Here is a 25957-nt window from a genome sequence, read left to right as displayed (position 1 = left end):
TGGCGTAAAAACAGGAAAGTTTTTTCCCCATTTACGGGCTAACCACAGGTTGTGCAGGTGTGATTGTCGTTACAGCGCGTTACCATAGTCCTCACTTTATGACCTTAGCGCTATCTAACTGCTGTGGTACTTACGTAAGCGAGCTGATTAAAAGTGTGTGGAGCATTTTTAAGCGCGCAACTACATTAGTAATAAGCGATTCAGGGTATGAAGAACGCAATTCAACAGGGAACTGTAAGCGCCTTGCGCGCTTATATGTTGTACAATAGTGAGATATAAGCTCGGTAATGGTGTTATGTTGATACAACCCGGTACACTTCCGCCCTCTAAACAAAAGAATGCCTTACAAACGGCTGATCATGCGGTGAAAGCGGATGATCTGCTGCCGGAAAGTTTGCACCAGTTTTTGGCCTGTGCAACACCTGAGGCGTGGCTGCAATGGGCGTTAGAGAATCCTGAAACGCTGCTGGTCGACCACGCTCAGTGTGAAAAAAAAGCCGCTTCCACCGCCATGAGTTTGCTCTATCGCTACGTCGATCAGCCACTTCTGCTAAGCAAAATGTCGCAATTGGCGCGCGAAGAGTTGCTCCATTTCGAGCAAGTGGTTGCGCTCATGGAGGCGCGTGGGGTGACCTACCAACACTTGACCGCTTCACGCTACGCGGAAGGCCTTAGGCGACACCTGCGCAGCAATGATCCCGAACGGTTAATCGATGTGCTCATCATTGGCGCCCTTATCGAAGCGCGTAGTTGCGAACGATTCGCTTGCTTGATTCCGTATTTAGATGAAGAGCTCGCCAAGTTTTATCGCACCCTGGTGAAGTCAGAAGGCCGTCACTTTGAGGACTACCTATTACTGGCTCGCCAGCAGACATCGGGCTCTATTGATGAGCGGATCGCTTTTTTTGTAGCGCGTGAAGCGGAGCTGATTACTACGCCCGATACGGCTTTTCGTTTCCATAGCGGTGTGCCAGCTTAACCCGCTTAGCCCGGCAGGATGTTTATCATGCGCGATGCTCGTGAGACAGACCAGTTAACTCTCTTTGGTCACTTTTCGCTTACCCAGGGCGAAGACGTATTAACCCACTTTAGCTATGACAAAGTGAAGGCGCTGCTCGTTTATCTGCTGCTGCATCGTCAGCCGGTTAACCGCGCCGCGCTGGCGGAACTGCTGTGGCCTGACCAAGGGTTATCCTCAGGCAGAACTAACCTGCGTCACGCGCTGCACTGTTTACGCCAGTCGTTGGGGGAGAGCGCCGACCAAGTATTAAGCGTCTCACGGCAAACGATTGCCTTCCAGCTTCCGGCCAATTGGAAAGTCGACCTGCATACACTGCAACAGTTGCTTGAAGGGCCGCGCGACTTGGATACCCTGGAAGCACTGATGACCTGTTACCAAGGTGACCTGATTGAAGAACTTCAATTGGCCACCTGTAGTGAGTTTCAGCGCTGGTTAGTCCAGGTGCGGAATGAGTGGCGCCAGCGCGTCATTCGTTTTGCTGAACAAGTACTCGAAGCACATACCGATGTGCCTGACCTGATCCTGGAAACACTGGTCAGTCGCTTTTCCGGCTATGGCCCGTTTCATGAGCGCTTGGTTCGCCAACTGGCTGAACAGAATCAAATGGCCGCCGCGCACGAGCAGTATAATAGCTACTTGCAGCTACTGGCGTTGTCAGGCCAGCAGCCTGAACCTAGCTTCTTACAGTTGGCAAGCTACTGGTCTGACGGCCACCATGACCCCCGGATGATGAGTCCCCAGGGCGCGTTTTCCCGCGCGCTGGCGGCAGACAGTAAACCGCTGCGTGAAGATGAGATTGAGCTGCGCCAACTTTCCGTGATGGCTATCCGGCTGCGCCTGAAAGGGGAGTGGCAAGACCGAGCCGCGACCCGACATTGCCTCACTCTGCAGTTAGAGCTGTTGCGATGGCTAGAGCAGCAGTGCCATCACTTGGGCGGCTTCTGGCTGCCTGGCGCCACTGGTGGCTTGGGGCTGGCGTGTTTCGGTACCCATGGGCCTGCTCACCAACTGGCTGAGTTAGTGGCGCTCTATGAGCACTGCCGTCAGGCGCTTCCCCAGGAGAGTGCTCGCCACTGGTCTGGCGAAGGCGAAGTGCCGCAATTTGAGTTAGCTGCTGGTTTGCACAGTGGGCAAGTCGTCTACTTGCCCGAGCGGCAATTGGCGGATCCGCTGGGGCAAGTCACCCAAACCTCGCTGGAGCTAATGAGCGCAGCTGAAGGCAGTGAGCTGGTTATCTCACAAGAAGCCAGTCAGCACATGCCGCCCGCGCTTGATCTACAGCCACGCTTGGTATCGCGTTTGGTGGCTAGCGACGGTCGCGTTCGACTGCGCGCTTTAGTGCTGGGCCTAAACGAAGGCGGTCGCGATGCACTGCCGCCTAGCCTGGTCGGGCGTGAAACCTCGCTGCGTACGCTGCGCGACGCGTTGGCGCGGGCAGGTATAGGTTTGCGTCAAAGCGTGTTAGTTCGCGGGGCATCTGGCATGGGCAAATCGGCGCTGATGGTCGGTTTCCGCCAGTTAGAACTTAGTCGCGATGCGGCAATTTGCTGGCAGCCCACCACGAGGCTGTCGGTGCTAGATCCCTACGGCGTTGCCCGGACTCTGGTGGGCTGGTATCTCAAGCAACCGCTGACTATCGAGGCGATTCACGAGCTACAGGCAACGCTTGAGTTTGACCAGCTTACGCCCGAGCGTCAGCACCTGTTGGAAGAGGCGCTTGGGGTGCACGAAGTTCAGGAGATCACCCAGCTTGCCCAAAGCGGTGAAGCCGTTGAATTGGTGGTGATGTTGCTGCACCGCTTAATCGAGCGCCAGGCGACCACTCATACCCTGGTGCTGATGGTCGATGATTTACAGTGGCTTGATGAGCCGTCGTTTAAAGTGCTCGCGGGGCTGCAGGCACGTTTACCTATCAATACCGCCTTTATGTTGGTGGCTAGCCACCACGGCCGAGAACTGCTGCCGGTGAAGCTGCATTGGGATCAGCAGATTAGTCTGGGGAATCTGGATCCGCAGCAGTCCTCACGGCTATTGTCACAGCTGTCACGGCGCTACCGCATTCATTTGAGCCCACGGTTACGTAACCAGATTATTGAGCGCTGCGATGGCGTACCGCTCTATATGCAGGAAATTTGTCGGCGTCTGGATATGGATCGTCGCGAAGGGCGTAGTGTCCAGTTCGATGAATTGCCCAAGGGGTTGTTAGGGCTGCTGGCAAGCCGTATCGATCAGCTTGAGGGTGACCGCGAAATTGCCCACGTAGCGGCAGTGCTGGGTAAGCGTTTCCGGTTGGATTTCCTACTGGAGTGTAGCGGCTGGGAAAAAGGGCGACTTAACCAGGCGCTCGAACATATGCGGGCGCTGGAGATTGTCGAGCCGGTCGATAAAGAGAGCGGCGAGCACGAATATCAGTTTAGCCACCAGTTGCTGCAAGAAGCTGCCTACCTTTCTTGCCCGCGGGATGTGCGGGTCAAGCTGCACCAACAGGTAGTGACCCTAATAGAGGAGCGCTTCCCTGTCTGGATTAGTCGCCACCCCGGCGATTTTGCCACTCACCTGCGCCGGAGCGGTCATTATGCCCGTGGTGCACGCTATTTCGAATTGGCCGCCCGTGAAGCGCTCAAGGTGAGCGCCAACCGAACCGCGCTACGCATGGCCGATTTCGGTTTGGCGAGCTTGCGCCACGTTGAGCATGAGATTGAGCGTGAAGTAAGTCTGCTCACCGTGCGTGGTCAGGCGGCGTTCTCACTTGAGGGCCACGGCTCGCCTACCGCTCACGAAAGCTTTGTGCGTGCGAGGGAACTGCTGCGCGAATCGGGTACCGATAGATTGGAGGATCCAGAAGATCTTGAGCAGATATTCCTAGTCAAATGGGGGCTTTGGGTGGGGCGTAGCCAGCGCTATGCTCATGCCGATGCCTTTGCACTGGCGTCGACGCTCGCTGATCTTGCTTCACGCCTTGAAGACCCTCGCTATCGTCGGTTGGCCGATTATGCCCGGGCCAACTGTGAGTACTGGGCGGGTCGCATTCAGCAGGCTCACGACCATTTAGATGAAATCGATCCGCTCAATGCGCAAATGATGATCGAGTGGCTACCGTTCTCTGATCATCCACAAGTTTCAGCCGCCTGCTTTCAGGGCTGGGCGCTCTGCCTGCGTGGTGATTATCAGCGTGCCGAGCGGCAAGTGTCGGCGGCGATTCGGCTGGCGGAGAAGATTGCTCACCCCGGTACCTTGGCGCTGGCGCTGCTATTTGCCGCTGCGCTCTATCGTCAGCTAGGCCACGTCCATTTGGCCGCGCGGCATGCTGAGCGGGCGGCGGCAATGACCGGAACGCCCGATTTACAGCTGTGGCAAATATCCAGCCAGTGTATTCTTGGTTGGCAACGAGCTTTGGCAGGTGATACTACCGGGTTGACTCAGTTACGCGAGAGCCTGGATCAGATGGCGGAGCTGAACGGCCGTGACCGCTACCAGCGGCCGGTGCTGTGGTACTCGGATGCCTGCATTGAACTAGGCGAGTTAAATGCCGCAGAGGAGTACCTCGATCAGTGCTTGGTGATTGCCCGTGAGCGTACCACGCTATTTTTGCCCGAATTAGCCACCCAACTGGCTAAAGTGCGTGATCTGCTTGGACACCCCGCCAATGAAGTCAAGGCATTGGCTGAGATGGCGATAAACCAGTCCCGCGAGCACGGCAATCGCCACCAGGAGCTAGCGGCCCTTGAACTATGGCTGACGCGTATTGAGCCCAACGACCAGCAGGCGAAAGAGAGTTTTAGGCAGCTATTGAGCGAAGTTAGCCACAGCGATGCGCCGGTGCTAACCCGTTGGATCAGCTTGTTGGATCGCCGTTTGCCTCGGCCGGTAGGCGCTGAAGGTTGATAAGCTAAAGCAGGGTGCTCTTTAACGGGTGTCCTGCTCCAGCCACGTCAACGTGGCGAGCGCCTCTTCCCGGTTCTCGCCGCACACACTAGCGTCAAAGTTAAACCGCTCGCAGACCCTGGGGCGGCTCGGATCCCCGAACAAACGGCACAGGTTATCCTCGTCTAACTGCACGCAGCGAACGCCCGCCGGCTTGCCCTCAGGCATGCCGGGGATAGCTGAGCTAATTGAAGGCGCGATGCAGCAGGCGCCACACCCCGCACGACACCCTTCACTCATAGCCTAGCACTTGGACTAGGTGAACATACGGCAATCGCGCCCTTGTTGATGCCCTCAAAGGCCTGGATACGCGTGGTTACGCCGCTTTGTGTGGCAACCTCTTTTGCCAGCCAGGCGGCGATATTTTCTACCGTGGTGGGGCCGGGGAGGACTGCGCATAGCGACTGTGGCAGCGTAATGGAGAAATCACCTTGGGCGGCGCGATAGCCGCAGGTAAGGAAATCGTTATCCCGTGAGGTGATATCCGCCTCTTCAAGCAGGTAGCGATTTTCCAGCCATGCGGCCCACTGTTGTTCGAGCGTAGGTTGACGCAGCTCTTGCTGAAAGATGTGTAGCCGTGAACGGTGGCCGTGAGCGATACGCTGGCAGTTGCCTAAATGGCGCTTCAGGCCGTGCGAGTAGCCATAGGCAGCGCCATCGATGGCCTCGTCGCTAAGCGTAAGGGTAACCTGATGGACATTCTCAGGCCGTTCTTCAGTCAGCTGCTGACTTAAGTGCTCCGCGACCGTGTCAAGCTCAATGGTTTGCCACGGCAGCAGGCTAAACGCCTCCTTGGGGCCGCGCACTTCCATCGGATAGGGCGTGGTGGTTCGCACGCACACACCTTCGGGGCATCCCGTCACCGTGACCCCAGGCGCCTGAGTAGGTACCAGCAGAGTATGATCGAGGCCGCTGTCTAGCGTGCGCTTGATCCACGGCTTGACTTCCCCAAAATCGAACAGCATGCCATCTTCGCCCAGCTCGCCATCCAGCACTGCGTCCACCTGCCAGCTACAGCCCACTAAGCCGCGCTCGGAACACCAAAGGGAAACGTCAATATGGGTCAGTTGGTTTACGAATAGGGACATTAATCAAAACCTGCTAATTTGTGCATTTGTAGCGATAGGCGCCACTGGGGGTTAGCCATGCAGTAGGCGGTCGCTTCAGCCACGGTGGTCTTATCCTGATTGAGAGGGGCAAGATCCATCGGCTGTAGAAAGAAGTGGCGAAACCCTAGGCCTGAAAACTGCTCCGGGGGAGCGTCCACCTGAGGGTAGACAAGCTTTAACTCGTCGCCTTGGGTAATGGCTAGCGGATTGCTACCCTTAGGGCTGACACACAGCCAGTCAATACCTGGTGGCGGAGCCAGCGTACCGTTGGTCTCGACGGCCACCTCAAACCCATGGCTATGCAGTGTGGCAATCAGCGCTGCGTCAAGCTGCAGCAGCGGCTCGCCGCCGGTAAACACCACATAGGGCGTCGCGTGCGACTTGGCGTCACCGAGTTGGCTGGGCCAGAGTCCGGCAATGTGTTCAGCGAGGGCGGTGGCAGTGGCAAACTTGCCGCCATTGATGCCGTTAGTGCCAATAAAGTCAGTATCGCAAAAGGTGCATTTAGCCGTCGCCCGATCAATTTCACGGCCCGACCACAGATTGCAGCCACTGAAACGACAGAAAACGCTCGCTCTGCCCGCTTGGGCACCTTCCCCCTGGAGGGTGTAAAAGGCTTCTTTGACCTGATACATCAGCGCTGACCTACTGCGCTGTCTACGCTGTAAGCCAATGGATCGGTAACACCGTTGGCGGCAAAGGCGTCCAGCCGCTCGCGGCAGCTGCCGCATACGCCGCAGGCAAGTTCACGGCCTTCGTAGCAGGTCCAGGTATGGCGGTAATCCAATCCCATTGCCAGGCCTTCACGCAGTATGTCGGCCTTGCTTACTTTGAGATAAGGGGCGTGTAGCTTCACTGGCTCGAAGTTGGCGATGCCCGCGACATGGTTCATTGCCTCGACGAACTCGGGGCGGCAGTCGGGGTAGAGAATGTGGTCGCCGCCATGGGCACCGTAGTCGACTCGTTCTGCGCCAATGTTCACAGCCTTGGCAATCGCCAGGGAGAGCAAAATCATATTGCGATTGGGTACGACGGTAGCGCGCAGGTTGTCCGCATCATAGTCGCCCTGGGGCATTGCTTGGTCTGGATTGGTGAGCGCCGAATTATCAATCAGGCCGTGTATGGCGCGAATATCGACTACTTGATGGGGTAGCCCCAGCGAGGCGCACACTTGGCGTGCAGTGTCGAGTTCGCGGGCATGCCGCTGACCATAGTCAAACGAAAGCGCGTGTACGCTAAGCCCTTCTCGCAGCGCGCGATGAAGCACGGTAAAAGAGTCCATTCCACCGGAATAGATAACGACGGTTGTGGTGGCTGTATCAGCCGCCACTGGGGGTATTGATGACATGAGAAAACACTCTTTGTCGGAGAATTTATTAATCGCGAGCAGCGTTTAGCTGACGCGGCGTTCCGGGGTCCGGTCCGGAAGGGCGGCAGTTTACGCAATAGCCGTTAGTCTGACCAGTTCTAGCGCTGACCATGTACCTGATTGAAGTAAAAAAGTGCGTAGGCGGGCAGCATGAATATCAACATGCTACGCTATCCATCCATGTCGTTAGAGGCGAACCAATGGCAACTATTGAACATAGTGAAATCATTAACGCTCCGCCCGAACGAGTGTTTGAACTATTGCGTCGTGTCGAGGATTTTGCCGATTACTCGGATCTGATTCGCTCAATAGAAACGCTGGGCGAAAACCGTTACCGCTGGCACGTACGTGCCGTGGGCATGGACTGGGCGTTTGATGTCATGGTTACCGAGGTTCAGCCGCCTTATGTGCTTGCCTGGGAGTCCTTGGATGGTGTGAAGAACCAGGGACGTTATCGCCTTCGCGAGGTGCCAGAAGGTACCGAAGTGGCATTAACGTTGAGCTATGAAATTCGCAACCGCTTAATGGAGAAAGCCGTCAACAAAGCGGCCAAGCCACTAGTCGGCAAAGTCAGCCGACAAATTCTTGAGCGCGTTGAGGCACGTTTAAATCAGTAGCGCCGCTTAGCAGCGCATTGGTGATCAGGCCACCGACTTATTGTGGTTTATGCATTGAGGCGTCAAGGTGGTCAACGACCTCTGCCCAGTCGGCATCGTCATCTACGGCTTCTTTCAGAAATTCTGCCTGGCCCTCGTTCCAGCAGGGAGCTTCAGACAATGGCATCGTTTCCGGAAGTGGGGCGTTGCGCTGGATAAAGCGCTCGATTGAAGCTGCATCAGACGCCAATCCCAACTGCTCGAATAGTTCGCTGAAATGGTGTACCGGCTTTTCCATAATCTGTTGCTCCTTCAAACGGTTAGAATGCTCCCTATAACATAGCTTGATTCTCAGTCTGCGCCAGCACACAAAAGCCTTTGTTTGATCAACGTTCGCCAACCAGTGGTGTTAAAAAGCGCTGTCGTTGATCTTCTAACGCGAGTGGCTGGGCCAGTAAATGGGCTAGCTTGGTGAACGCCGCCTCCGGCGTCATATCATCGCCTGCCACAACGCCTGCATCGCTCAGGCCGTGACCTGCCGCATAAGCACCCAGGTGGACACTGCCCTGCGGGCACTGGCTAATGGCGGCAAGCAGTTTGCCTTCGCCGGTGGCTCTGGCAAGTACGTTAAGCAAGTGGGGATCGTCGGGGAGGTTACCCGCGCCCCAGAGCTGAAGTAACGCCCCTTTTACCCGTGAATCACTCAACCAAGCATCCAGCTGCCAGGCTGCTACGCCCGGCCAAAGAGCGATGCGCACGATCTCTCCCTGATTGACCAGGCGGTAGTCGGGGAGCTCGAAACGTGGCGCGCCACGCTGCTGCAGGCCAAGCCCACGGCTGGGGTAATAAACGAAATCATCGCCTACCCGCTCACCGAGCATTGGGTAGTTGGGGCTTGCGAAGGCGTTGGCTGCTTCGCTGTGCTGCTTAATGGCGCGGGCACCCCGCAGCAATTGCCCTGCAAAGTAAATCGCCACTTCTTGGAGCTCAGGCTTGTCAGCGAACTGCAGCGCGCCGTGCAAATTGTGCAAGGCATCGCTGTCGGGCGATTCTAGTGGCAACATCGAGCCCGTGACGACTACTGGCCGATCTAGCCCCTGGAGTTGATAGGCAAGGCTGGCAGCGGTCCAACTGAGTGTGTCAGTGCCATGAATAATCACGAAACCGGCGAAGGCCGTTAGCTGGTCGTTAATGTCGTGGGCGAGCTGTTGCCAAGTGAGAGGAGTGGCCGCACTTGAGTCAATCAACGTGGTGTAGCTGACGACCTTATAAGGTGGAAGGGATTGCTGTTGGGCAAGCGGTAGCTGGCTCAGGGCCTTTGCCATGCGAGTGGCAAAGTCACCGCTAGGCGCAAGCCCTTCAGCATGCTGTTGCATACCGATAGTGCCGCCGGTGTAAATGACTAATATTCGCTCTTGGGCGGGAACGCTGCTGGCAAGAGGGGAGTGAGGGATCATCGCCATCTCCTGGGGCTTTGTGCGAAACCTGCTAAGTGGGTCTTACGCGCTGTATCAAAAGTTCGCCGCTCTGGTCATCTAGACGCTGATTACGGCCCGCCAGTAGCGCAAAGCCACAACAAACCGTGATCAGAATAATCAATAACCAAGCGATTTGTGATGTGTTGGCGCCTGTTTGCAGCATAACTCCCACACCAAAAGGCCCAAGTGCTGCCAGTGTATAACCACCGCCCTGAACCAGCCCAGAAAGCTGACCGGCAAGGCGGGAGTTGGCCGTGCGTAAGACGAGTAGGCTCAGCGCCAGGCTAAAGCTGCCGCCTTGACCGATACCCAGTAAAGCGGCGCCTGGCCATTGCCACACTAATGGCGCAATAAGTAGCATCCATAGGCCAATGGCGGTGCTAAGCAGCACAGCCAATAGCGCGGGACGCTGGTCACGCCCCATTCGTGCAAGCCAGGGCGCGCCTAGCGCGGAGGCTAGCTGGCACATAATCGACACCGCCATTGTCCAGCCCGCATCGGCCTCGTTATAACCGCGATCAACCAGCAGAGTAGGCAGCCAGCCAAATACGATGTACGCCATGGACGATTGAATGCCCATGAACAGCATGACGTGCCAGGTAAGCGGTTGCTTAAGAAGCCGTAAAATACCGCTTTTGGGCGCTGTCGGCGTGTTGGTCATTGTGGTTCGGGGCATTTGGAAGTGCCAAAGCACCAGTGCGAACAGCGCCAGCAGTGACCAGCTCATCAAACTCGCCTGCCAACTGCCGAGCAGTTGCGTTAATGGGACGCTAAACCCAGCCCCTAAGGCGCCACCTAAGCAGAGCGCCATGGTGTATAAACCGGTAAGCAGGTCGGCACTATCGGGAAGTTCACGCTTAACCAGGGCCGGTAGCAGGGTGCCGCCAATGCCGATCGCACAGCCTGCCATCGCCGAGCCAATAAAGAGCCCACCGGGGAAAGGTAAACCACGTAAAACCAACCCCGCAGCCAGTAGTGCCAATGCCGAACTTAGCGCCCGTTCACTGCCTATACGTCTAGCCAGGGCAGGGGCAAGCGGGGCGGAGAGGCCTAAAAACAGCACGGGTAGCGTGGTGAGTAACCCCGCAGCGGTAGCGGAAAGCCCCGCGCTTTCTTGCAGGCGAGTAAGCAGTGGGGCAACCGAAGACATGGCGGGGCGTAAATTAAGCCCCACCACGACCATCAGCAAAATAAACGTAATCGAGCGACGCGTTGCCATACGAGTACTTACTTAAGGTGGGGACGCAAGTCTCCGCGAACGGCATCGAGTAGCGTAATAAAGTGGTAATCCTGGGGAGTGTCCAGACAGTCGACCCTGACGTTTGTGCGCATGCCTTTATCCATATTCAACTGGTCAAATATTTCTAAAGTAAGCTTGCGAGCAGGTTTATCGCCTGGCGCCATGATGCCATCTTCAAGGGTAAAAGTTTCAAGCAGGGTGACACGTACGCGGGTGCTATTGCCTTCGCTCAGTACTCGGCGTACAAAAAGCCAGCCTTCGCAGGGGAGGGCGTGGTTGTCATCCCGTTGGCGCAAGAAAATCGTGCGGTAGCAGGCCCCTTCGATCGAGGCCTTTTCAGCCATACTGCGGTAGGCTTGAAGCACCTGATTAGCTGACGCACGGGCGTCCTCTAAACGCTGCACGATCCCTTGATGTTCGCGGCTGAGCTGCTCTTGACGTTGGAACGTCAGCCATTGGCGATACTCGGCCATCAGTTGAGAAGACGCCATAATCACTCCGTGAAAAGTATTGGCTAAAATAGCTGCTGGAAACAGCGGCTTGGAATATGCAAAGGCGACACCTTCGCATATTCCTGCGCTCTGAGCTAGCGCCGCGCGCGGCGTTTACGCTCGCCGCCGGTATTGGCACTCTGGCCTTCGGGCTTGCGTTTGGCGCGAGGCTGACGTTGGTTGCGTCTACCATTCTCAATGGGCTCAGGTTTGATACTGGGGTCGGGCTCAAAGCCAGGTTCAATGTGCTTTGTTAGCTTCTGCTTGATTAGCCGCTCAATATTGCCCAGCAGGGCATCTTCATCGACACACACCAACGAAACGGCTTCGCCATTGCTGCCCGCACGGCCGGTACGGCCAATGCGGTGGACATAATCTTCCGCCACGTTGGGTAGGTCAAAATTGACGACGTGGGGCAACTCATTGATATCCAGGCCGCGAGCAGCGATATCGGTGGCCACGAGTACCTGCAGGTCGCCGCTCTTAAATGCCGTTAGCGCGCGAGTGCGAGCTCCCTGGCTTTTATTGCCATGGATCGCCATGGAAGGGATGTCCTGCTTGGAGAGCTGCTCTGCAAGGCGGTTAGCGCCATGTTTGGTGCGCGTAAATACCAGAACCTGGAACCAGCCGTTCTGTTGAATTAAGTGAGCCAGCAGTTCGCGCTTCTTCTCGCGGTCGACACGGTAAATGGCCTGCTCAATTTTGTCGGCTGTGGCATTCCGTGGCGCTACCTCAATCATCGCCGGGTTATCCAGCAACTGTTGTGCCAGGGTTTGGATCTCGTTAGAGAATGTCGCCGAGAACAGCAGGTTTTGGCGCTTTTTAGGCACCAGGCGCAGCAGGCGCTTAATGTCGTGAATGAAGCCCATATCCAGCATACGGTCAGCTTCATCAAGCACTAAAATCTCAACGCAGGAGAGATCCACATGCCCCTGCTGGTGAAGATCCAGCAGGCGGCCAGGGGTAGCTACAAGTACATCCAAACCGGCTTTTAGGGCATCGATTTGAGGCTGCTGGCCAACGCCACCAAAAATAATGTGGGAGCGCAGTGCCAGATGTTGACCGTAGGTCGACACGCTTTCGCCTACTTGAGCGGCAAGCTCACGGGTAGGGGTTAGCACCAGTGCACGTACCTGACGCTTTGTAGGTCGTTTGCCAGTATTTAGACGTTGCAGCATTGGCAGCGTAAAACCAGCGGTTTTACCCGTGCCGGTTTGGGCGCTGGCCAGCATGTCACGACCTTCTAGTACGACGGGGATAGCCTGTCGTTGTATCGGGGTAGGCTCGGTGTAACCTTGCGCTGTAACAGCGCGTAATAAATCGGCGTGCAGGCCAAGTTCAGAAAAGCTCATGCGTTCTCCGCAGTCACCTAGTGAGTTAATACCGGTAAGTGGCTGTTATCACTAGATGTAATGTTCAAAAAGCGAGGTTGATTCACCTTCGCGGCAGCGAAGTGTGCCAGATAATTCAGTGTGCCGCGATGGTCGTTGGGTAGCCGTGGATGACCGTGACAGGAGACGTGAAGGTTATAGCGCCAAGCAGCACTATCATCCTGGTGTGCACGGACACACCAGAAAACTACGTGTCAGTAATAAGCCGAGTAGTGTAACACGGTTATAGGGCCTCAGCTTGTTTCGCTGAATCGTTCCAGCGATGGGGCCTGGGCATGCAGTGGGATTAACCGCGCTAAAGTAGCCGCAGGCAAATCAAGCTGGGCCACTTCCTTGGGGGCTAATGTAAAAAAGTGCTCAGGAGTGAAAACACCAAGTTGAAACAGTTGGCGGGCCGTGGCTGGTCCTATGCCGTCGAGCCCCAGTAGTTGTCGCGCAAAGAGGGTGATAAAACGACTGTTTTGCTGTTCATCAAAATCGACGCTAGCCATTTGATAATAGTGCCCAGCTTGAATAGTAATAAACTGCTCAATGCGCTGAAGCGCGGCTAGCGTTGTGGCATCGTGAGCCTGGGCTGCTAACTGATCGCGCAGGGCATCGTGGCTATTTAAAGCCGTCTCGAGGACTCCTTGAGTCGGTTCGCCCTCAAGCAGTGCCGTTACGGTATGCATTAGGGCGTTAATGGCATCGCGTAGTTGTTCAGCGGGCAGACCTGTGGTCTGGCTTGGTTCAGCTGGCATATTGACATCCCTGAGAGGGTTAGCATTAAGCGTAGTGCAGCAAACTCAGTTTAGAAAAGGACTGATTAATCAAAATAATCGCCCTGACGTATTTTAGTGGCGATAAGTTCGGCAGCTTGATCCCAGCTATCACTTAATGCACGCACCAGGGCGGGATAGCCATCTTCTGAAAGAGGCGTTTCGGCATAGAAAGTTTCCATCTCTAACAGCTCGCCGGCATCGTTTAGCAATTGCCATTGGCCGCTAGCCACGGCGATACCATCAAAGCGGCCCTGGAATTGATCTACGTTCAGGCGCAGGGTGAGGGCGTTGGATTGATCACCTTCACCACGCATAACCCTAAGTGTTGGCAACGCTTTGGATAGATTGGCGCGCACTCTCCGCTCTAATTGCCTGCCTAAGCCTTCTGCCCACTGGTGTTCCCGAGCGGCATTCAGTGTAATGTCGTCTAGCTGCATCACAATGCCGTCGACATCCAGGTAGTGGGCTAGCCGTGGTGCGCTCACTATAAGCGTACCCTCGGGCTGGCGGGGTGTGCTAGCCAATGGGTCGCTTGGCAGCATATAGCGAGCGGGGGGCGTGACACTGCTGGCGCAGGCGGATAGCAACAAGCAGATCAGCAGCAGTGAATATCTCATCCATGTAAACATCGTTCGCTCCTTAATCACGTGGCGCACGCGGTATGGGGTCTTGAGCATCCAGATTATCAAACAACAGTGCTCTGGGATTGTCGTTGAGCGTGCGAGTCAAAGGCTGCAGGTCACGCATCAAGCGATCCAGTCGCTCAATGGCGGTTGTCAGCTCTTGATAGGCCGGCGATGACGGCGATAGCCCCTGTAGCGTGCTGCGCAATTCCTCCAGGGTTGCGTTGAGGTTGCCGCCCACAGCCTGGGTTTCAGGATCATTGAGCAATTGATTAAGAGAGGCGCTCACGTCGCGAACCTCATTCAGCATGCTCTCAGAAGCTTGAAGGTTACTATCCAAACCGGTTAACAGCGGTTCAACCTCAAGGGCGTTTAGTTTCTCAAGTAGATCGGTTACCTGGGCCTGTATCTGAGCAAAGCCGCCTGCTACGGTGGGGAAGACATCTCGATCTGAGAAGCGCTCGGCGACATACTCATCGGCAAGGTCGCGGTGGAAGTTCAAGTCTACAAACAGAGCGCCCGTTAACAGGCTGCCACTTTTTAGCGAGGCGCGTAGTCCGAGGCCGAACATGCGTTGGAATCTCGCCTTCCACTCTTCCAGGTTAATATCGCTATTTTCGATCCCTAGGCGCTGAGGTTCGACTCTGATCAGTACGGGGATGGCAAAGCGTGCCCGTGAGTCGGGCTGCGGAGCGGTAAAGTTCCAGGGTACGGCGGCAACGGTGCCCATGCGTACCCCGCGAAACTCTACCGGTGCGCCTTTGGAGAGTCCGCGTACCGTTTCATCGACCAGCAGTACATACTCCAAATAACGATTAAAGGTTCCTTCCCGAGCGGCATCCTCATCAGCGTAGAGAGTGAACCGTGTGTTGGCTTCAACCGGCTGACCCATGGGCAGATCTTCGGGCACGCCGAAAGTAACGCCGCCACCCAGCAGCGCTTCCAATGACTCAACGTTAACCCGAACGCCGTCGGCGTCTAAGCGGAAATCGACACCACTAGAGGTCCAGAAGCGAGTGCTGTCGGTGACTAAGTCTGTATATGGCTCCTCAATAAATAGCTGATGTTGCATGGTGCGTGACTCAGGCTCGAAACTATTTTCTTCGATGCGTCCCACTGTGTAGCCCTGATAGGAGACCGGGTCACCGACGCGTAGTGAGTTACCTAACTGGCTCGTCAAGCTAAGACGCAGTCCCGCTTGGCCAGCGGGTGCAACAGGGGGGATATCGCTAACGGGGAATTCTCGCCGTGGTGCTTCCTCTGTGCCTGGCTCAAGCTGTATATAAGCGCCAGAGAGCACGGTACCCAACCCACTAATGCCTTCACGGCCAATGCGCGGTTTAACCACCCAAAAGCGGGTATCTTCGCGCAGAAGGTCCTCCACTTCCGGCTGAATACGAGCGGTCAGCACTGCATGGGAAAGGTCGTCAGACAGGCGCACGCTTTGTACGCGGCCTACTTCAACATTACGGCTGCGAATCAGCGTATTGCCCGCCTCAATGCCCTCAGCACTCTCCATGGTCAGCGTCACCTGGGTTCCACGACTAGCGTAATTGTCGTAAACCAGCCATAACCCAATAGCAATCGCGACGATCGGTACCACCCAAATGGGCGATAATCTGGTCTGGTGCGATATTTTGGCCTTATTTAGCTCCTGATCGTTAATCGGGTCAGTGTTTGACGATTCTGTTTCGTTAGCCATCAACAGGTTCCTTGGTGGCCGCTTTACGGCGAAGAAGAGGGTGACGATGTGGAAGAGGGGTATCCCAAATTAAGCGCGGGTCAAAGGTCATTGCTGCAAGCATGGTTAACACAACCACGGCGCCGAAGGCGAGCGACGCAGGGCCTGGCGTAATCGACATCAGGGAGCCAGCGCGAATCAGTGCCACTAAGATAGCCACCACGAAGACATCAACCATTGACCAGCGACCAATAAATTCTGTTAGACGATACAGCCGCGTGCGACTTTGAGCATTGAGCGCACTGCTACGCTTAACCACCAAACAAAGCCAAGTTAGCGCAACGAGTTTGCCTACAGGTACGATAACACTGGCGATAAAGATAACCGCTGCGATTGGCCAGGAGCCCATCTGGATCAGTTGAACAACACCGCCAATAATCGTTGAAGGCGAGGAGTTGCCTAGGCTAGTAGTGGTCATAATGGGGTAGATATTGGCTGGAATATACATAATGGCAGAGGCGCCCAGCAGTGCCCAAGTGCGCTGCAAACTGTTAGGAAGACGCTGGTGAAGCTTTTCATGGCAGCGAATGCAATGCCCACGGCCCTGGGGCGATAGGCGGTTAATCAGTCCACAGGTTGGGCAGCCGGTCAGCCCTTGTTCACCAGCGGGTAGGCCTGTCCGGGTACCTTCGGGAGCCAGTGGTTCTCCCTCAAGCGAGAACCACATCCAATCGGCATCCAGGGACTGACTTGTCATCAGCAGCAGCAGCGCAAATGCACAAAACGCCCAGAAGGAGATGCCTATTTCCACATCGGCCAGGCCCGCTATTTTTATCAGGCTCACCAAGGCGCCAATAATAAAGACATCGGCCATCATCCACGGCGTTAAATGCGCCAGTGAGCGTGCAATATCGCGACTAAAGGGCAGGGGGCGATCGCGAAGTAGTCCAAATTGAAGCCAAAGAACGCCAAGCAAATACACGGCTGGCAGCACCACTATGGTCATAATAACGGCGATAGCCACCACGGGTTGGTGAAAGCCAATCAGTGTGGTGGCGGTCTGGGTCAGCTCGATGCGGTTGCTTACTCCGCTGACCGTAAAGCTAATAAACGGAAACGACACTGCCAGCATTAGTGCGACAAGCGAGGCGATGGCCAGGGCCATACTGCGCTGAGCGGGGTAGCGATGGCGCTTAACCAACACGTGAGAGCAGCGTGGGCAGCTTGCTTTCTCGCCAGAATTTAACGGCGGTAGCGCGGATACCCAGTCGCATTCGTGGCAGGCACGCAAACGCCGTCGCTGAGTTCTAACCTCAGGCGGCAAGCTGTCAACAAGGGGGGCGTTGACGGGCAGTGGACGGCGCTTAATCAATTTTTGTGGGCGCAAAAACCAAAACTCTCAGTGCGAACCCCTAGCAAAACTACTAGGATGTGGCGGATTAAGCATGTCAAACACGCATTTTAGCAAGTCTATGTCACTGAAATAATGTTTAAAAACATAGTCTGGCCGCTTGACCAATGGGTTAGTTTAGACAACGATGCTGCGGCGCAATGGCGAACAGTTAGATTCGACCTGATTGGCCGCGTACTTCCGCGTCAGGTTTACGTGCTAGTTTCGCCATATAGTGGCAGGCATTGCTAGTAATAGCATCATACTGCCGTTGCAATGAAGTGTTGCTCAGAAGCACAACCTATAAAACAGTACCGATCATTATGTCATGAAGGAAATGAAATGTTGCTTCCCACATTAGCAGTTGTAGTTGGATTGATCTTACTGGTTTGGAGCGCTGAGAAATTTATCGACGGCGCGGCGGCAACCTCTCGTTGGCTTGGTTTGTCACCCCTATTGATCGGTATGCTGGTGATTGGGTTTGGTACTTCGGCGCCGGAAATGATGGTATCCGTGCTGGCGGCGCTGGATGGAAATCCAGGTTTGGCGGTGGGGAATGCTTATGGCTCAAATATTGCCAATATCGGTTTAATTCTCGGCTTGGTAGCCCTTGTTGCACCACTGTCGGTGCACTCTAGCGTTATCCGTAAAGAGATGCCGATATTGATGCTGGTCATGTTAGCAACGGGCCTAATGCTGCTGGATGGATTCGTCGCGCGTTGGGAGGCCGTTGGCCTGTTGCTGGCATTGGTTGTCTTTATCGTTGTGAGCATTCTGCGTTCTCGCAATCAGTCCGACGATGCGCTGGTGTCTGAGGTCGCTGAAACCCTGGATAGCAAGCCGATGTCTCGCGGTAAAGCCATCATGTGGACGCTGGTGGGGTTGGTGCTGCTTATCGCTAGTTCGCGGCTTCTGGTGTGGGGAGCCGTTGAAATTGCACTGCGCTTTGGTGTGAGCGATTTGATTATTGGTTTGACCGTAGTCGCCATCGGGACGTCGCTCCCTGAGCTTGCTTCCTCGATTACTGCCCTGCGTCGAAAAGAGCACGATATGGTGCTAGGCAACGTGGTTGGGTCTAACCTGTTTAATAGCTTGGCGGTGGTCGGCCTCGCCGGTGTCATTGCGCCGATTGAGGCGGGGCGAGAGGTGCTCGTGCGCGACTGGAGCGTGATGACCGGTATGACGCTGCTGATGATCCTGTTTGCGTTTTCTTGGCGTGGTCGTCCGCGGCGCATTAATCGCTTGGAGGGGGGGATTCTGCTGGCGCTGTTTGTCGCGTACACCAGCTATATGGTCAGCGTCGTTATTATGTCGCGATAGTGCCTACTTTGCCATACCGCACCGCAAGGGTAATTGGTGCGTCAATGCGACCCATCTTGGACATCCGGCTACTGTAATACAATGGCTGTCCAAGAGGGGCGCTAGTGACGGAAGCTAAGTTGCGTGAAGCAAAGTAACGCAGGAATAGTAGTGTAAAAAACTAGCGTAAAGAAATAAGCTTAGTGCTTATAACTAAAAGTGCACTGCCATAAAGGCTCAACTAAGCTTGTGTTAGCCCATTGATGGGATATCGATTAGGTCTTAGGAGAGTGAAATGGAACTTGATCCGCTGGTTTTATCGCGATTGCAATTTGCATTCGTTGTGTCGTTTCACGCTATCTTCCCCGTATTTACGATTGGTCTAGCGTCTTATATTGCGCTGCTCCATGGTCTGTTCTTCACAACGAAGAACCCTGCATGGGATCGCCTCTCGCTATTCTGGACAAAGGTGTTTGCCGTTGTCTTTGGGATGGGGGTGGTGTCAGGCATCGTTATGTCGTTCCAGTTTGGCACTAACTGGAGCAACTTTTCCCAGGCCTCTTCGAATTTCCTCGGCCCCATGCTCAGCTATGAAGTTGTCACCGCGTTCTTCTTAGAGGCAGCCTTCCTGGGCGTCCTGCTATTCGGCCGCGGTAAGGTGCCTCAAGGGGTTCATTTATTTGCTGCCATTATGGTGGCGGTGGGCACCTTTATTTCTTCTTTCTGGATTCTATCCGCTAACAGCTGGTTGCATACCCCTGCGGGCGTAGAGTTAGTTGACTTCCGCTTCCACGTGACCTCCTGGAGCGAGGCGATCTTTAATCCGTCGTTTCCTTACCGCTTTATGCATATGGCCGTTGCCTCATTCTTGACCGGTGGCTTCGTTGTCGCTGGGGTGAGTGCTTGGTTTCTGTTGCGCGATCGAGACCCGGAAGCGAATCGCCGAGCTCTCTCTATGTGCCTCTGGCTGCTGCTTTTTTTGGCACCGACTCAGGCCGTCATCGGCGATTTTCATGGCATAAACACCCTGGAGCACCAGCCGACTAAAGTGGCTGCCATGGAAGGGCACTGGGAAACCTCTGGCAATGTGCCGCTGCTGCTGTTTGCCATTCCTGACCAGGAAGCACAAACCAACCACTTTGAGCTGGCTATTCCGAACTTGGCCAGCATTATCTTGACTCACTCTGTTGATGGGGAGGTGCCGGGGATTAATGAAGCGGCGCCTGAAGAGCAGCCGCCAGTGCTGATCGTCTTCTGGGGCTTCCGAGTTATGGTAGGGATTGGTCTGCTAATGATTGCGGTGGCGCTGACGGGGCTGGTGTTGCGCCGCAAAGGGCGTATCTATGACAAACGTCTATTCTTAAAAGGCCTGACGGCAATGATTCCCATGCCGTTTGTGGCTGTTTTGGCGGGCTGGATCGTCACAGAGTCAGGCCGTTCTCCTTGGTTGGTGTACGGCATGATGACCCATGCCGAGGGCTTAACCCCGTCGCTCACCGGCCCTATGGCGCTGTTTACGCTGATTGGCTATGCCTTGGTCTACGGCGTGGTGTTTTACGCGGGCATTTATTACCTCACCCGTGTGGTGCGTAACGGCATGCTGCCGGAAGAGGAACGCGAAACCACCGACGAGAACTTCAAGCGCCCCATGCGGCCTATGTCGGCGGCGCATACACCTTTTGATGATGACGTTGACCCGGTGAGGAGCTAGACATGGAAATGTTTGATCTAACGTTAGTTTGGGCCTTCATCATCGGTTTCGGCATCATGATGTATGTGCTTATGGATGGGTTTGATTTGGGGTTGGGTATTCTCTACCCCTTTGCTCCCGATGAAGATGCTCGGGATGTGATGATGAATTCGGTGGCGCCAATTTGGGACGGCAATGAAACATGGCTAGTGCTCGGCGGGGCTGGGCTATTAGGCGCTTTCCCACTGGTCTACTCGGTGTTCTTGCCTGCGCTTTACATCGGCGTTTTCTTAATGTTAGCAGGCTTGATCTTCCGTGGCGTGGCCTTTGAATTTCGCTTTAAATCTCGCCGTAACCGCCGCTGGTGGAACCGCGCTTTTTGCTGGGGGTCGGCGGTTGCCGCCTTTGCGCAAGGTGCCGTGGTAGGCGCCTATATCCAGGGCTTTCCGGTTGAAGATTTTGCCTATGTGGGCGGTGCCTTTGACTGGCTAACGCCTTTCTCGGTACTAACGGGGCTTGGCTTGATGGCAGGCTACGCGCTGTTAGGAGCAACTTGGCTAATACTGAAATCAGAGGGGCATGTGCAGGATTGGGCCTATAAAATCACTCCACTGCTGCTGGCACTGGTGCTGTTTGTTTTTGCGGTGATTAGCCTCTGGACGCCGTTTGTGAATCCTTTGGTCTGGGAGCGCTGGTTCGGCAATATTCAACTGATTTGGGTTTTCCCATTTGCTGCCTTGGCTTGCGCTTTTGTGGTTTTCCGTTCGGTGCAAAAACGGCGTGAAGGGGTGCCTTTCCTGGCCACTATCGGCATTTATGTCTTCACCTATTTAGGCCTGATCGTCAGTAAATGGCCGGTGATCGTGCCGCCGGATTATACGCTGTGGGATGCGGCTTCTTCGCCGGAGTCACAGCTGTTCCTGCTGGTAGGTATGGTATTCGTTATCCCGATTATATTGACCTATACCGCCTGGACCTATTGGGTGTTCCGCGGCAAGGTACGTGTAGGCGAGGGATACCACTGATTCATGGTAACTGAAGACACGCTTTCTCTTACGCCGCGCAGTTGGCTGCAAGCGTTGGCTAAGGGAGAGCGTAAACGCCTGCTTGGTTCAGCGCTTTGTGGCGTGTTGGCAGGTAGTCAAACGATAGTCGTGGTGGTTGGGCTTGCGTGGCTTATTGATCAGCTAGTGGTGCATCATCGATCACCCATTTCTCTATTACCGATATTTTCCCTTCTGGTGGGCAGTGTGCTGTTACGCGCTGCCTTTCAGTGGGGGCATGAAACATTAAGCCTGGAGGCGAGCCTGCGAATTCGACAGCGTGCCAGAGCTCAGCTGTTGGATAAACTGTCTGCCTTGGGCCCGGTGTGGCTTACCAATCAGCATAGCGGCTCGCTGGCAAATCAGGCGGTTGAGCATATAGATGCGCTGGAAGGTTATTTTGCGCGTTTTTACCCTCAACTGCGCATTACGTTCTGTTTGCCGCTATTGATTCTGGCGGTGGCGGGTTGGCTGGATTATCTGGTGGCGCTGTTCCTGCTGCTTTCTGCACCGCTTATTCCACTTTTTATGGCATTGGTTGGCATGGGAGCTGAGCGCCTTAATCGTGACCAGTTCGTTGCGGTATCGCGATTGTCAGCGCATTTTATTGACCGTGTGCGCGGTATGACCACACTGCAGCTTTTTGGCCGTACGTCAGCCGCACAGCAGGATGTTTGGTATGCCACGGATGGTTATCGGCGTCTTAGCATGCGTACCCTTCGGTTAGCTTTTCTCTCATCAGCGGTGCTGGAGTTTTTTTCCTCGGTCGCGATTGCGGTTGTGGCTATGTATGTCGGTTTCGGCCTGCTGGGCTATATCGAGTACGGGCCGGCAACATCGTTGACGCTTTTTTCGGGCTTAGCGGTGTTACTGCTCGCGCCTGAATTTTTCCAACCGCTGCGCACGCTTTCTCAGCATTACCATGATCGCGCGGCGGCACTCGGTGCCGCCGAGAGCGTGGTGAATATCCTCAATCAGCCAAGTTTGGTGAGTGGGCATCACTATATGGCTCCGCGGTCAGATAGGTCGGCCATTGAGTTAAAGGCTGCTTGCGTTGCTTATCCTAGCCGTGGGCAAGTGATAGGCCCTATCGATCTCACCATTCAGCAGGGTGAGGTAGTGGTGCTTAGCGGTGTCTCCGGTAGCGGCAAGTCAACGCTGTTAGCGCTGCTCGCGGGCTTTATCGCCCCAAGCGCTGGCAAGTACCTTCGACAAGAAAGTAGCCGCTATGCCTGGCTGGATCAGCAGCCCTGTCTCTTGCACGGCAGTTTGATCGATAATCTACGTTTGGCGGCCCCCGAAGCTTCCCGTGAAGAAATGCTCGCCGCACTGCATCGTGCTGGTTTTGGGCTGCTGTTAACTCAGCTACCCGAGGGTCTGGATACGTTAATCGGCGAGCGTGGGGTAGGGTTATCGGGTGGCCAAGCTCAACGCCTTGCCCTCGCGCGAGTGTATCTTAGCAATGCACCGTTGGTGCTCTTAGATGAGCCGACGGCGAGTTTAGATCAAGAGACAGAGCAGTTCGTGATGGCTGCTTTGCTTGAGCTTGCCCAAGAGGGGCGCACCCTGGTCATAGCGACCCACCATCCGGCCGTGATTGCCGCCGCTCAACGCCATCTAGCTTTTGAACAGGGTGAACTGGTAGAGGTGGCCTCATGATGACTATTTGCCGTGACTTCCGCCCTTGGCTGCTGCTCTTAGTGCGCCGCCGCAGGCGCTTTTTGGTGGGCGCCTTGTTGGTTTGGGTCACCCTGATAGCCGGGCTTGCGCTGCTGGGGTTGTCGGGTTGGTTTATTACCGCCAGTGCTCTGACCGGTATCGCCCTGGCTCTGGGTATTCCCGCGCGACTTGATGTTTATATCCCCGGTGGCGGCATTCGCTTCTTCGCTTTGGCGCGCACCCTTGCGCGCTATGTCGAGCGTCTCTATAACCATAATACGGTGTTAACGCTGCTTGCCGACTTGCGTTATCGGGTATTTGGCCATTTAACGCGCTTTGACGATGCTCGCTTGCACGGTGAGCGTGCCAGCGACTGGCTGAGCCGTTTAACGGCTGATATCGACACCCTGGATAATTTTTATCTGCGACTCTTGGTGCCACCATTGGTGGCGCTGCTTGGTGTAGTGACTGTGTCGCTTTTTGTGGCTATTTGGTTGCCCGGTATTGCCGTGCTGATGGCGGTGACGCTGGCCTTGCTCTGGCTGGTAGCGACCTTGTTAGCGGCTGCCTGGGGATTTTCGCAAAGCTATCAGCAGGTGGTTGACCAGCAGTCGCTGCGCCGCCTAGTGGTCGACCAAGTACAGGCCTCGGCCGAGTTGATGAGCTATCAAACGACCCAGTGGCACCGGACGATGATTGCGACTCAAGAGCAGCAAGCGTTCGGCAATCAGCGCCGCTTGGGGCGTAAGGCGGCGCTAATAAACTGCCTGGTGAGTGTCATAAGCGGATTAATGGTAGTGGCAGTTGTGTGGTTCGCTAGCCTGGTATTTAGCCAGCAGCTGGTCACGGGCCCTGTTTTGGTGATGGTTGCATTGATAGTGCTGGGGGTGAATGAGGCGTTTATCGCACTACCTGCTAGCTTTATCAAGCTGGGCGCTAGCTATGCAGCGGTGCGTCGGTTAAATGCGCTAACCAGCGATTCATCGTCGGCTGCCCCTGTTGTTACGCTACCTGAAGATGTTGATCTCAGCGTTCAGGTTAATCAGCTCTCTCTGCGCTATGCGCAAACATTAGAGCCCGCGCTAAGGTGTATTAATTTTCAACTACCCGCTGGAAAGCGAGCGGTGATTACCGGCAATTCTGGTGCCGGAAAATCGTCTTTAGCCAGTGTGTTGATGGGACGCTTACAAGCAACTCAGGGTGAGGCGATGGTGGGTGGCGTGCCAGTGTGGCAGCTCTCGGTCGAAAGCCGTGCTAATCACTTTGCTATGCTCACTCAGCAGGTGGATCTGTTTGATGCCTCTATTGCTGAGAACCTGCGTATTGCCAACCCCACCGCAAGCGATGAAAACCTCTGGGAGGTATTGAAGGCCGTTGCCTTGGATGGTTGGGTTGAGCAACTGCCGAAAGGCTTAGCCACGTCGGTGGGCGAAAAAGGCCAGCAGCTATCGGGTGGTCAAGGTCGGCGTTTGGCATTAGCACGGCTAATGCTTTGCAGTCCTCAAGTGGTGATTCTTGACGAGCCATTTGCAGGCGTTGATGCGGTGACGGCAAACCACCTTGCGGCTTCCCTGGATCAATGGCTGCTTAATCGAACGGTTATATTCTTTGTCCATCAAGTTGGTTCACTGAACCCATTGCCTGGGGTCGAGTACCACTGGCATTTAGATGCCGGTAGACTTAGCCAGTTCGCACTTAAAGAATCGGTAATGAGCGATATTGATTAATTGATAAGAGATAGCCAGGAGCCCTCCATGCACGAATTTTTACGCAATCTTCCTAAAGTAGAGCTCCATTTGCATATCGAAGGCTCGCTGGAACCAGAGCTAATGTTTGCACTAGCACAGCGTAATGGGGTTGAGCTGCCCTATACGACAGTTCAAGAAGCCAAAGATGCTTACCACTTCAATGATCTGCAGGGGTTCCTGAATCTCTATTTTCAGGGCATGAGCGTGCTGCGTAACGAGGAAGATTTTTACGACCTGGCGATGGATTATTTCAAGCGCGCGCGGGAGGAGGGTGTTGTGCATATCGACATGCACTTTGACCCCCAGGCGCACCTACAGCGTGGTGTGCCGCTTGAAGTGGTAATGGCTGGGCTATTAAAAGCTAAGCAGGAGGCAGAGGATAACCTCGACCTCTCTATCGGCATGATTATGGCTTTTCTCCGCGACCGTCCCGCAGAGGAGGCGTTGCATGTACTTGAGCAAGCCGCTCCCTATTGGAAAATGCTAGATGCCATCGGTCTGGATAGCGCTGAACAAAACAACCCACCGGTAAAATTTGTTGAGGTGTTTAAGCGCGCTAAGCAGCTTGGGCTTGTGCGCGTGGCCCATGCCGGGGAGGAAGGCCCCGCAGACTATATTAAAGAAGCCCTGGATATCCTTGATGTTCAGCGCATTGATCACGGGGTGCGCTGTTTAGAAAGTGATGTGCTAGTTGAGCGTTTGCGCAGTGAACAGATTGTTCTAACGGTTTGCCCACTTTCAAACGTCAGCTTAAAGGTAGTAGAGGATTTGCGTGATCATCCGCTGCCCAAGCTTTTGGCTGAAGGGCTCAAAGTAACCATTAGTTCGGATGACCCCGCCTATTTTGGTGGCGGTATGTTGACCAATCACATTGCTTGCGCCGATGCGTTTGACTGGGATGAGGCGGTTTTTCGTCAGATAACCCGCAACGCCATTGAGGAAGCCTTTACTAGCCCAGGCCGACGCGAAGAACTTCTCGCTCGTTTAGCTGGGGTATAGCATTACAGCGCCTAGTCACACAGACTAGGCGCTGTTTTAATCAGATGCAGTGCTAGGTTTTTACTCATAAATATTCAAATCGCTGTTGACCCTGGCGGTGAATCGGGTAGTATACGCACACGTCAACGGGGCACGGCCTCATCGACTAGCTCTTTAACAATTTGATCAGGTAATTCATGTGGGCGCTTGCTGATGTTGGTGACAAATCACCCAATATCAAGGCAAGCGGTCATGAAAACGTAAGTTTGAATGAATTCGTTTGAACCTTGAGCCAAGTTTGGTTCGCTTCTGTCACTTTCGGGTGGCGGGTAAGAACCGCATAGATCTTAAACTGAAGAGTTTGATCATGGCTCAGATTGAACGCTGGCGGCAGGCCTAACACATGCAAGTCGAGCGGTAACAGGGGTAGCTTGCTACCCGCTGACGAGCGGCGGACGGGTGAGTA

The 25957-nt window shown here is 54.9% G+C and carries 22 protein-coding genes and 1 rRNA gene; 10 read left to right on the top strand and 13 right to left on the bottom strand.

All coding sequences use genetic code 11. The features are described from left to right. Nucleotides 1-295: 295 nt before the first annotated feature. Nucleotides 296-979 carry a tRNA-(ms[2]io[6]A)-hydroxylase gene (gene miaE, locus ACW17M_RS06355; RefSeq protein WP_022523261.1) on the top strand — a complete coding sequence of 228 codons (684 nt, stop codon included), beginning with the start codon at nt 296-298 and terminating at the stop codon, nt 977-979. Nucleotides 980-1006: 27 nt separating this feature from the next. Continuing rightward, a complete protein-coding gene (locus ACW17M_RS06350; protein ID WP_027957451.1) occupies nt 1007-4906 on the top strand; it encodes an AAA family ATPase in 3900 nt (1299 codons plus the stop codon). Between the two features lie 21 nt (nt 4907-4927). Here the strand turns inward: ACW17M_RS06350 and ACW17M_RS06345 are convergent, their stop codons facing one another. From ACW17M_RS06345 to queC, 4 genes are read right to left on the bottom strand one after another with little or no spacing between them, the layout of a single operon-like run. Continuing rightward, the gene (locus tag ACW17M_RS06345) at nt 4928-5185 is read right to left on the bottom strand and encodes a YkgJ family cysteine cluster protein (protein WP_022523263.1); all 258 of its coding nucleotides are present in this window, start codon (nt 5183-5185) and stop codon (nt 4928-4930) included. After that, on the bottom strand, nt 5182-6033 hold the full coding sequence (locus ACW17M_RS06340) for a 6-carboxytetrahydropterin synthase (RefSeq protein WP_027957449.1): 852 nt from the start codon (nt 6031-6033) through the stop codon (nt 5182-5184). Before ACW17M_RS06340 ends, ACW17M_RS06345 begins: the two co-directional genes overlap by 4 nt. Next, nucleotides 6033-6689: a 7-carboxy-7-deazaguanine synthase gene (gene queE / locus ACW17M_RS06335; RefSeq protein WP_022523265.1), complete on the bottom strand. Its 657-nt coding sequence runs from the start codon at nt 6687-6689 to the stop codon at nt 6033-6035. The genes ACW17M_RS06340 and queE overlap by 1 nt, the downstream gene beginning before the upstream one ends. Next, nucleotides 6689-7402: a 7-cyano-7-deazaguanine synthase QueC gene (queC, locus tag ACW17M_RS06330; protein WP_027957447.1), complete on the bottom strand. Its 714-nt coding sequence runs from the start codon at nt 7400-7402 to the stop codon at nt 6689-6691. Before queC ends, queE begins: the two co-directional genes overlap by 1 nt. A 221-nt stretch (nt 7403-7623) precedes the next feature. Here queC and ACW17M_RS06325 point away from each other — a divergent pair, with 221 nt between their 5' ends. After that, on the top strand, nt 7624-8040 hold the full coding sequence (locus tag ACW17M_RS06325) for an SRPBCC family protein (RefSeq protein ID WP_022523267.1): 417 nt from the start codon (nt 7624-7626) through the stop codon (nt 8038-8040). 37 nt (nt 8041-8077) lie between these two features. Here the strand turns inward: ACW17M_RS06325 and ACW17M_RS06320 are convergent, their stop codons facing one another. From ACW17M_RS06320 to ACW17M_RS06280, 9 genes are all read right to left on the bottom strand, one after another. After that, nucleotides 8078-8317, bottom strand: a complete 240-nt coding sequence (locus tag ACW17M_RS06320; protein ID WP_027957446.1) for a DUF2789 domain-containing protein — start codon at nt 8315-8317, stop codon at nt 8078-8080. An 88-nt stretch (nt 8318-8405) separates the two neighbouring features. Continuing rightward, nucleotides 8406-9482, bottom strand: coding sequence for an asparaginase (locus ACW17M_RS06315; RefSeq protein ID WP_457547060.1), 1077 nt, complete (start codon nt 9480-9482; stop codon nt 8406-8408). 25 nt (nt 9483-9507) lie between these two features. Further along, entirely contained in the window at nt 9508-10716 is a 1209-nt protein-coding gene (locus tag ACW17M_RS06310; protein WP_027957444.1) for a CynX/NimT family MFS transporter, read from the bottom strand. A gap of 8 nt (nt 10717-10724) precedes the next feature. After that, nucleotides 10725-11228, bottom strand: a complete 504-nt coding sequence (locus ACW17M_RS06305) for a hypothetical protein (protein WP_027957443.1) — start codon at nt 11226-11228, stop codon at nt 10725-10727. A gap of 95 nt (nt 11229-11323) precedes the next feature. Further along, nucleotides 11324-12580, bottom strand: coding sequence for a DEAD/DEAH box helicase (locus tag ACW17M_RS06300; RefSeq protein WP_009286911.1), 1257 nt, complete (start codon nt 12578-12580; stop codon nt 11324-11326). A gap of 272 nt (nt 12581-12852) precedes the next feature. After that, nucleotides 12853-13359 carry a helix-hairpin-helix domain-containing protein gene (locus ACW17M_RS06295; RefSeq protein ID WP_414126942.1) on the bottom strand — a complete coding sequence of 169 codons (507 nt, stop codon included), beginning with the start codon at nt 13357-13359 and terminating at the stop codon, nt 12853-12855. A 65-nt stretch (nt 13360-13424) separates the two neighbouring features. Further along, nucleotides 13425-14009 (bottom strand): PqiC family protein, encoded by a 585-nt coding sequence (locus ACW17M_RS06290; RefSeq protein ID WP_039859019.1) that lies wholly within the window; start codon nt 14007-14009, stop codon nt 13425-13427. 10 nt (nt 14010-14019) lie between these two features. Beyond that, on the bottom strand, nt 14020-15705 hold the full coding sequence (pqiB, locus tag ACW17M_RS06285; protein ID WP_039859017.1) for an intermembrane transport protein PqiB: 1686 nt from the start codon (nt 15703-15705) through the stop codon (nt 14020-14022). Then, complete coding sequence (locus ACW17M_RS06280; protein WP_027957441.1) at nt 15698-17071, bottom strand: paraquat-inducible protein A; 1374 nt, start codon at nt 17069-17071, stop codon at nt 15698-15700. Before ACW17M_RS06280 ends, pqiB begins: the two co-directional genes overlap by 8 nt. 345 nt (nt 17072-17416) lie before the next feature. Here ACW17M_RS06280 and ACW17M_RS06275 point away from each other — a divergent pair, with 345 nt between their 5' ends. The 7 genes from ACW17M_RS06275 to ACW17M_RS06245 form a co-directional block, all read left to right on the top strand. Further along, complete coding sequence (locus ACW17M_RS06275) at nt 17417-18394, top strand: calcium/sodium antiporter (RefSeq protein WP_027957440.1); 978 nt, start codon at nt 17417-17419, stop codon at nt 18392-18394. Nucleotides 18395-18668: 274 nt separating this feature from the next. After that, the gene (locus ACW17M_RS06270) at nt 18669-20084 is read left to right on the top strand and encodes a cytochrome ubiquinol oxidase subunit I (protein ID WP_009286908.1); all 1416 of its coding nucleotides are present in this window, start codon (nt 18669-18671) and stop codon (nt 20082-20084) included. Between the two features lie 2 nt (nt 20085-20086). Continuing rightward, nucleotides 20087-21088, top strand: coding sequence for a cytochrome d ubiquinol oxidase subunit II (gene cydB, locus ACW17M_RS06265; protein ID WP_009286907.1), 1002 nt, complete (start codon nt 20087-20089; stop codon nt 21086-21088). 3 nt (nt 21089-21091) lie between these two features. After that, complete coding sequence (gene cydD / locus ACW17M_RS06260; protein ID WP_141441032.1) at nt 21092-22765, top strand: thiol reductant ABC exporter subunit CydD; 1674 nt, start codon at nt 21092-21094, stop codon at nt 22763-22765. Next, complete coding sequence (gene cydC / locus ACW17M_RS06255) at nt 22762-24492, top strand: thiol reductant ABC exporter subunit CydC (protein WP_342584404.1); 1731 nt, start codon at nt 22762-22764, stop codon at nt 24490-24492. Before cydD ends, cydC begins: the two co-directional genes overlap by 4 nt. Nucleotides 24493-24519: 27 nt before the next feature. Then, nucleotides 24520-25512 (top strand): adenosine deaminase, encoded by a 993-nt coding sequence (locus ACW17M_RS06250; protein WP_342584403.1) that lies wholly within the window; start codon nt 24520-24522, stop codon nt 25510-25512. A gap of 328 nt (nt 25513-25840) precedes the next feature. After that, nucleotides 25841-25957, top strand: a 16S ribosomal RNA gene (locus tag ACW17M_RS06245); the annotation flags it as partial.

Source organism: Vreelandella sp. 2A-K22 (assembly GCF_054065485.1).
This window is presented reverse-complemented; position numbering and strand designations above follow the sequence as displayed.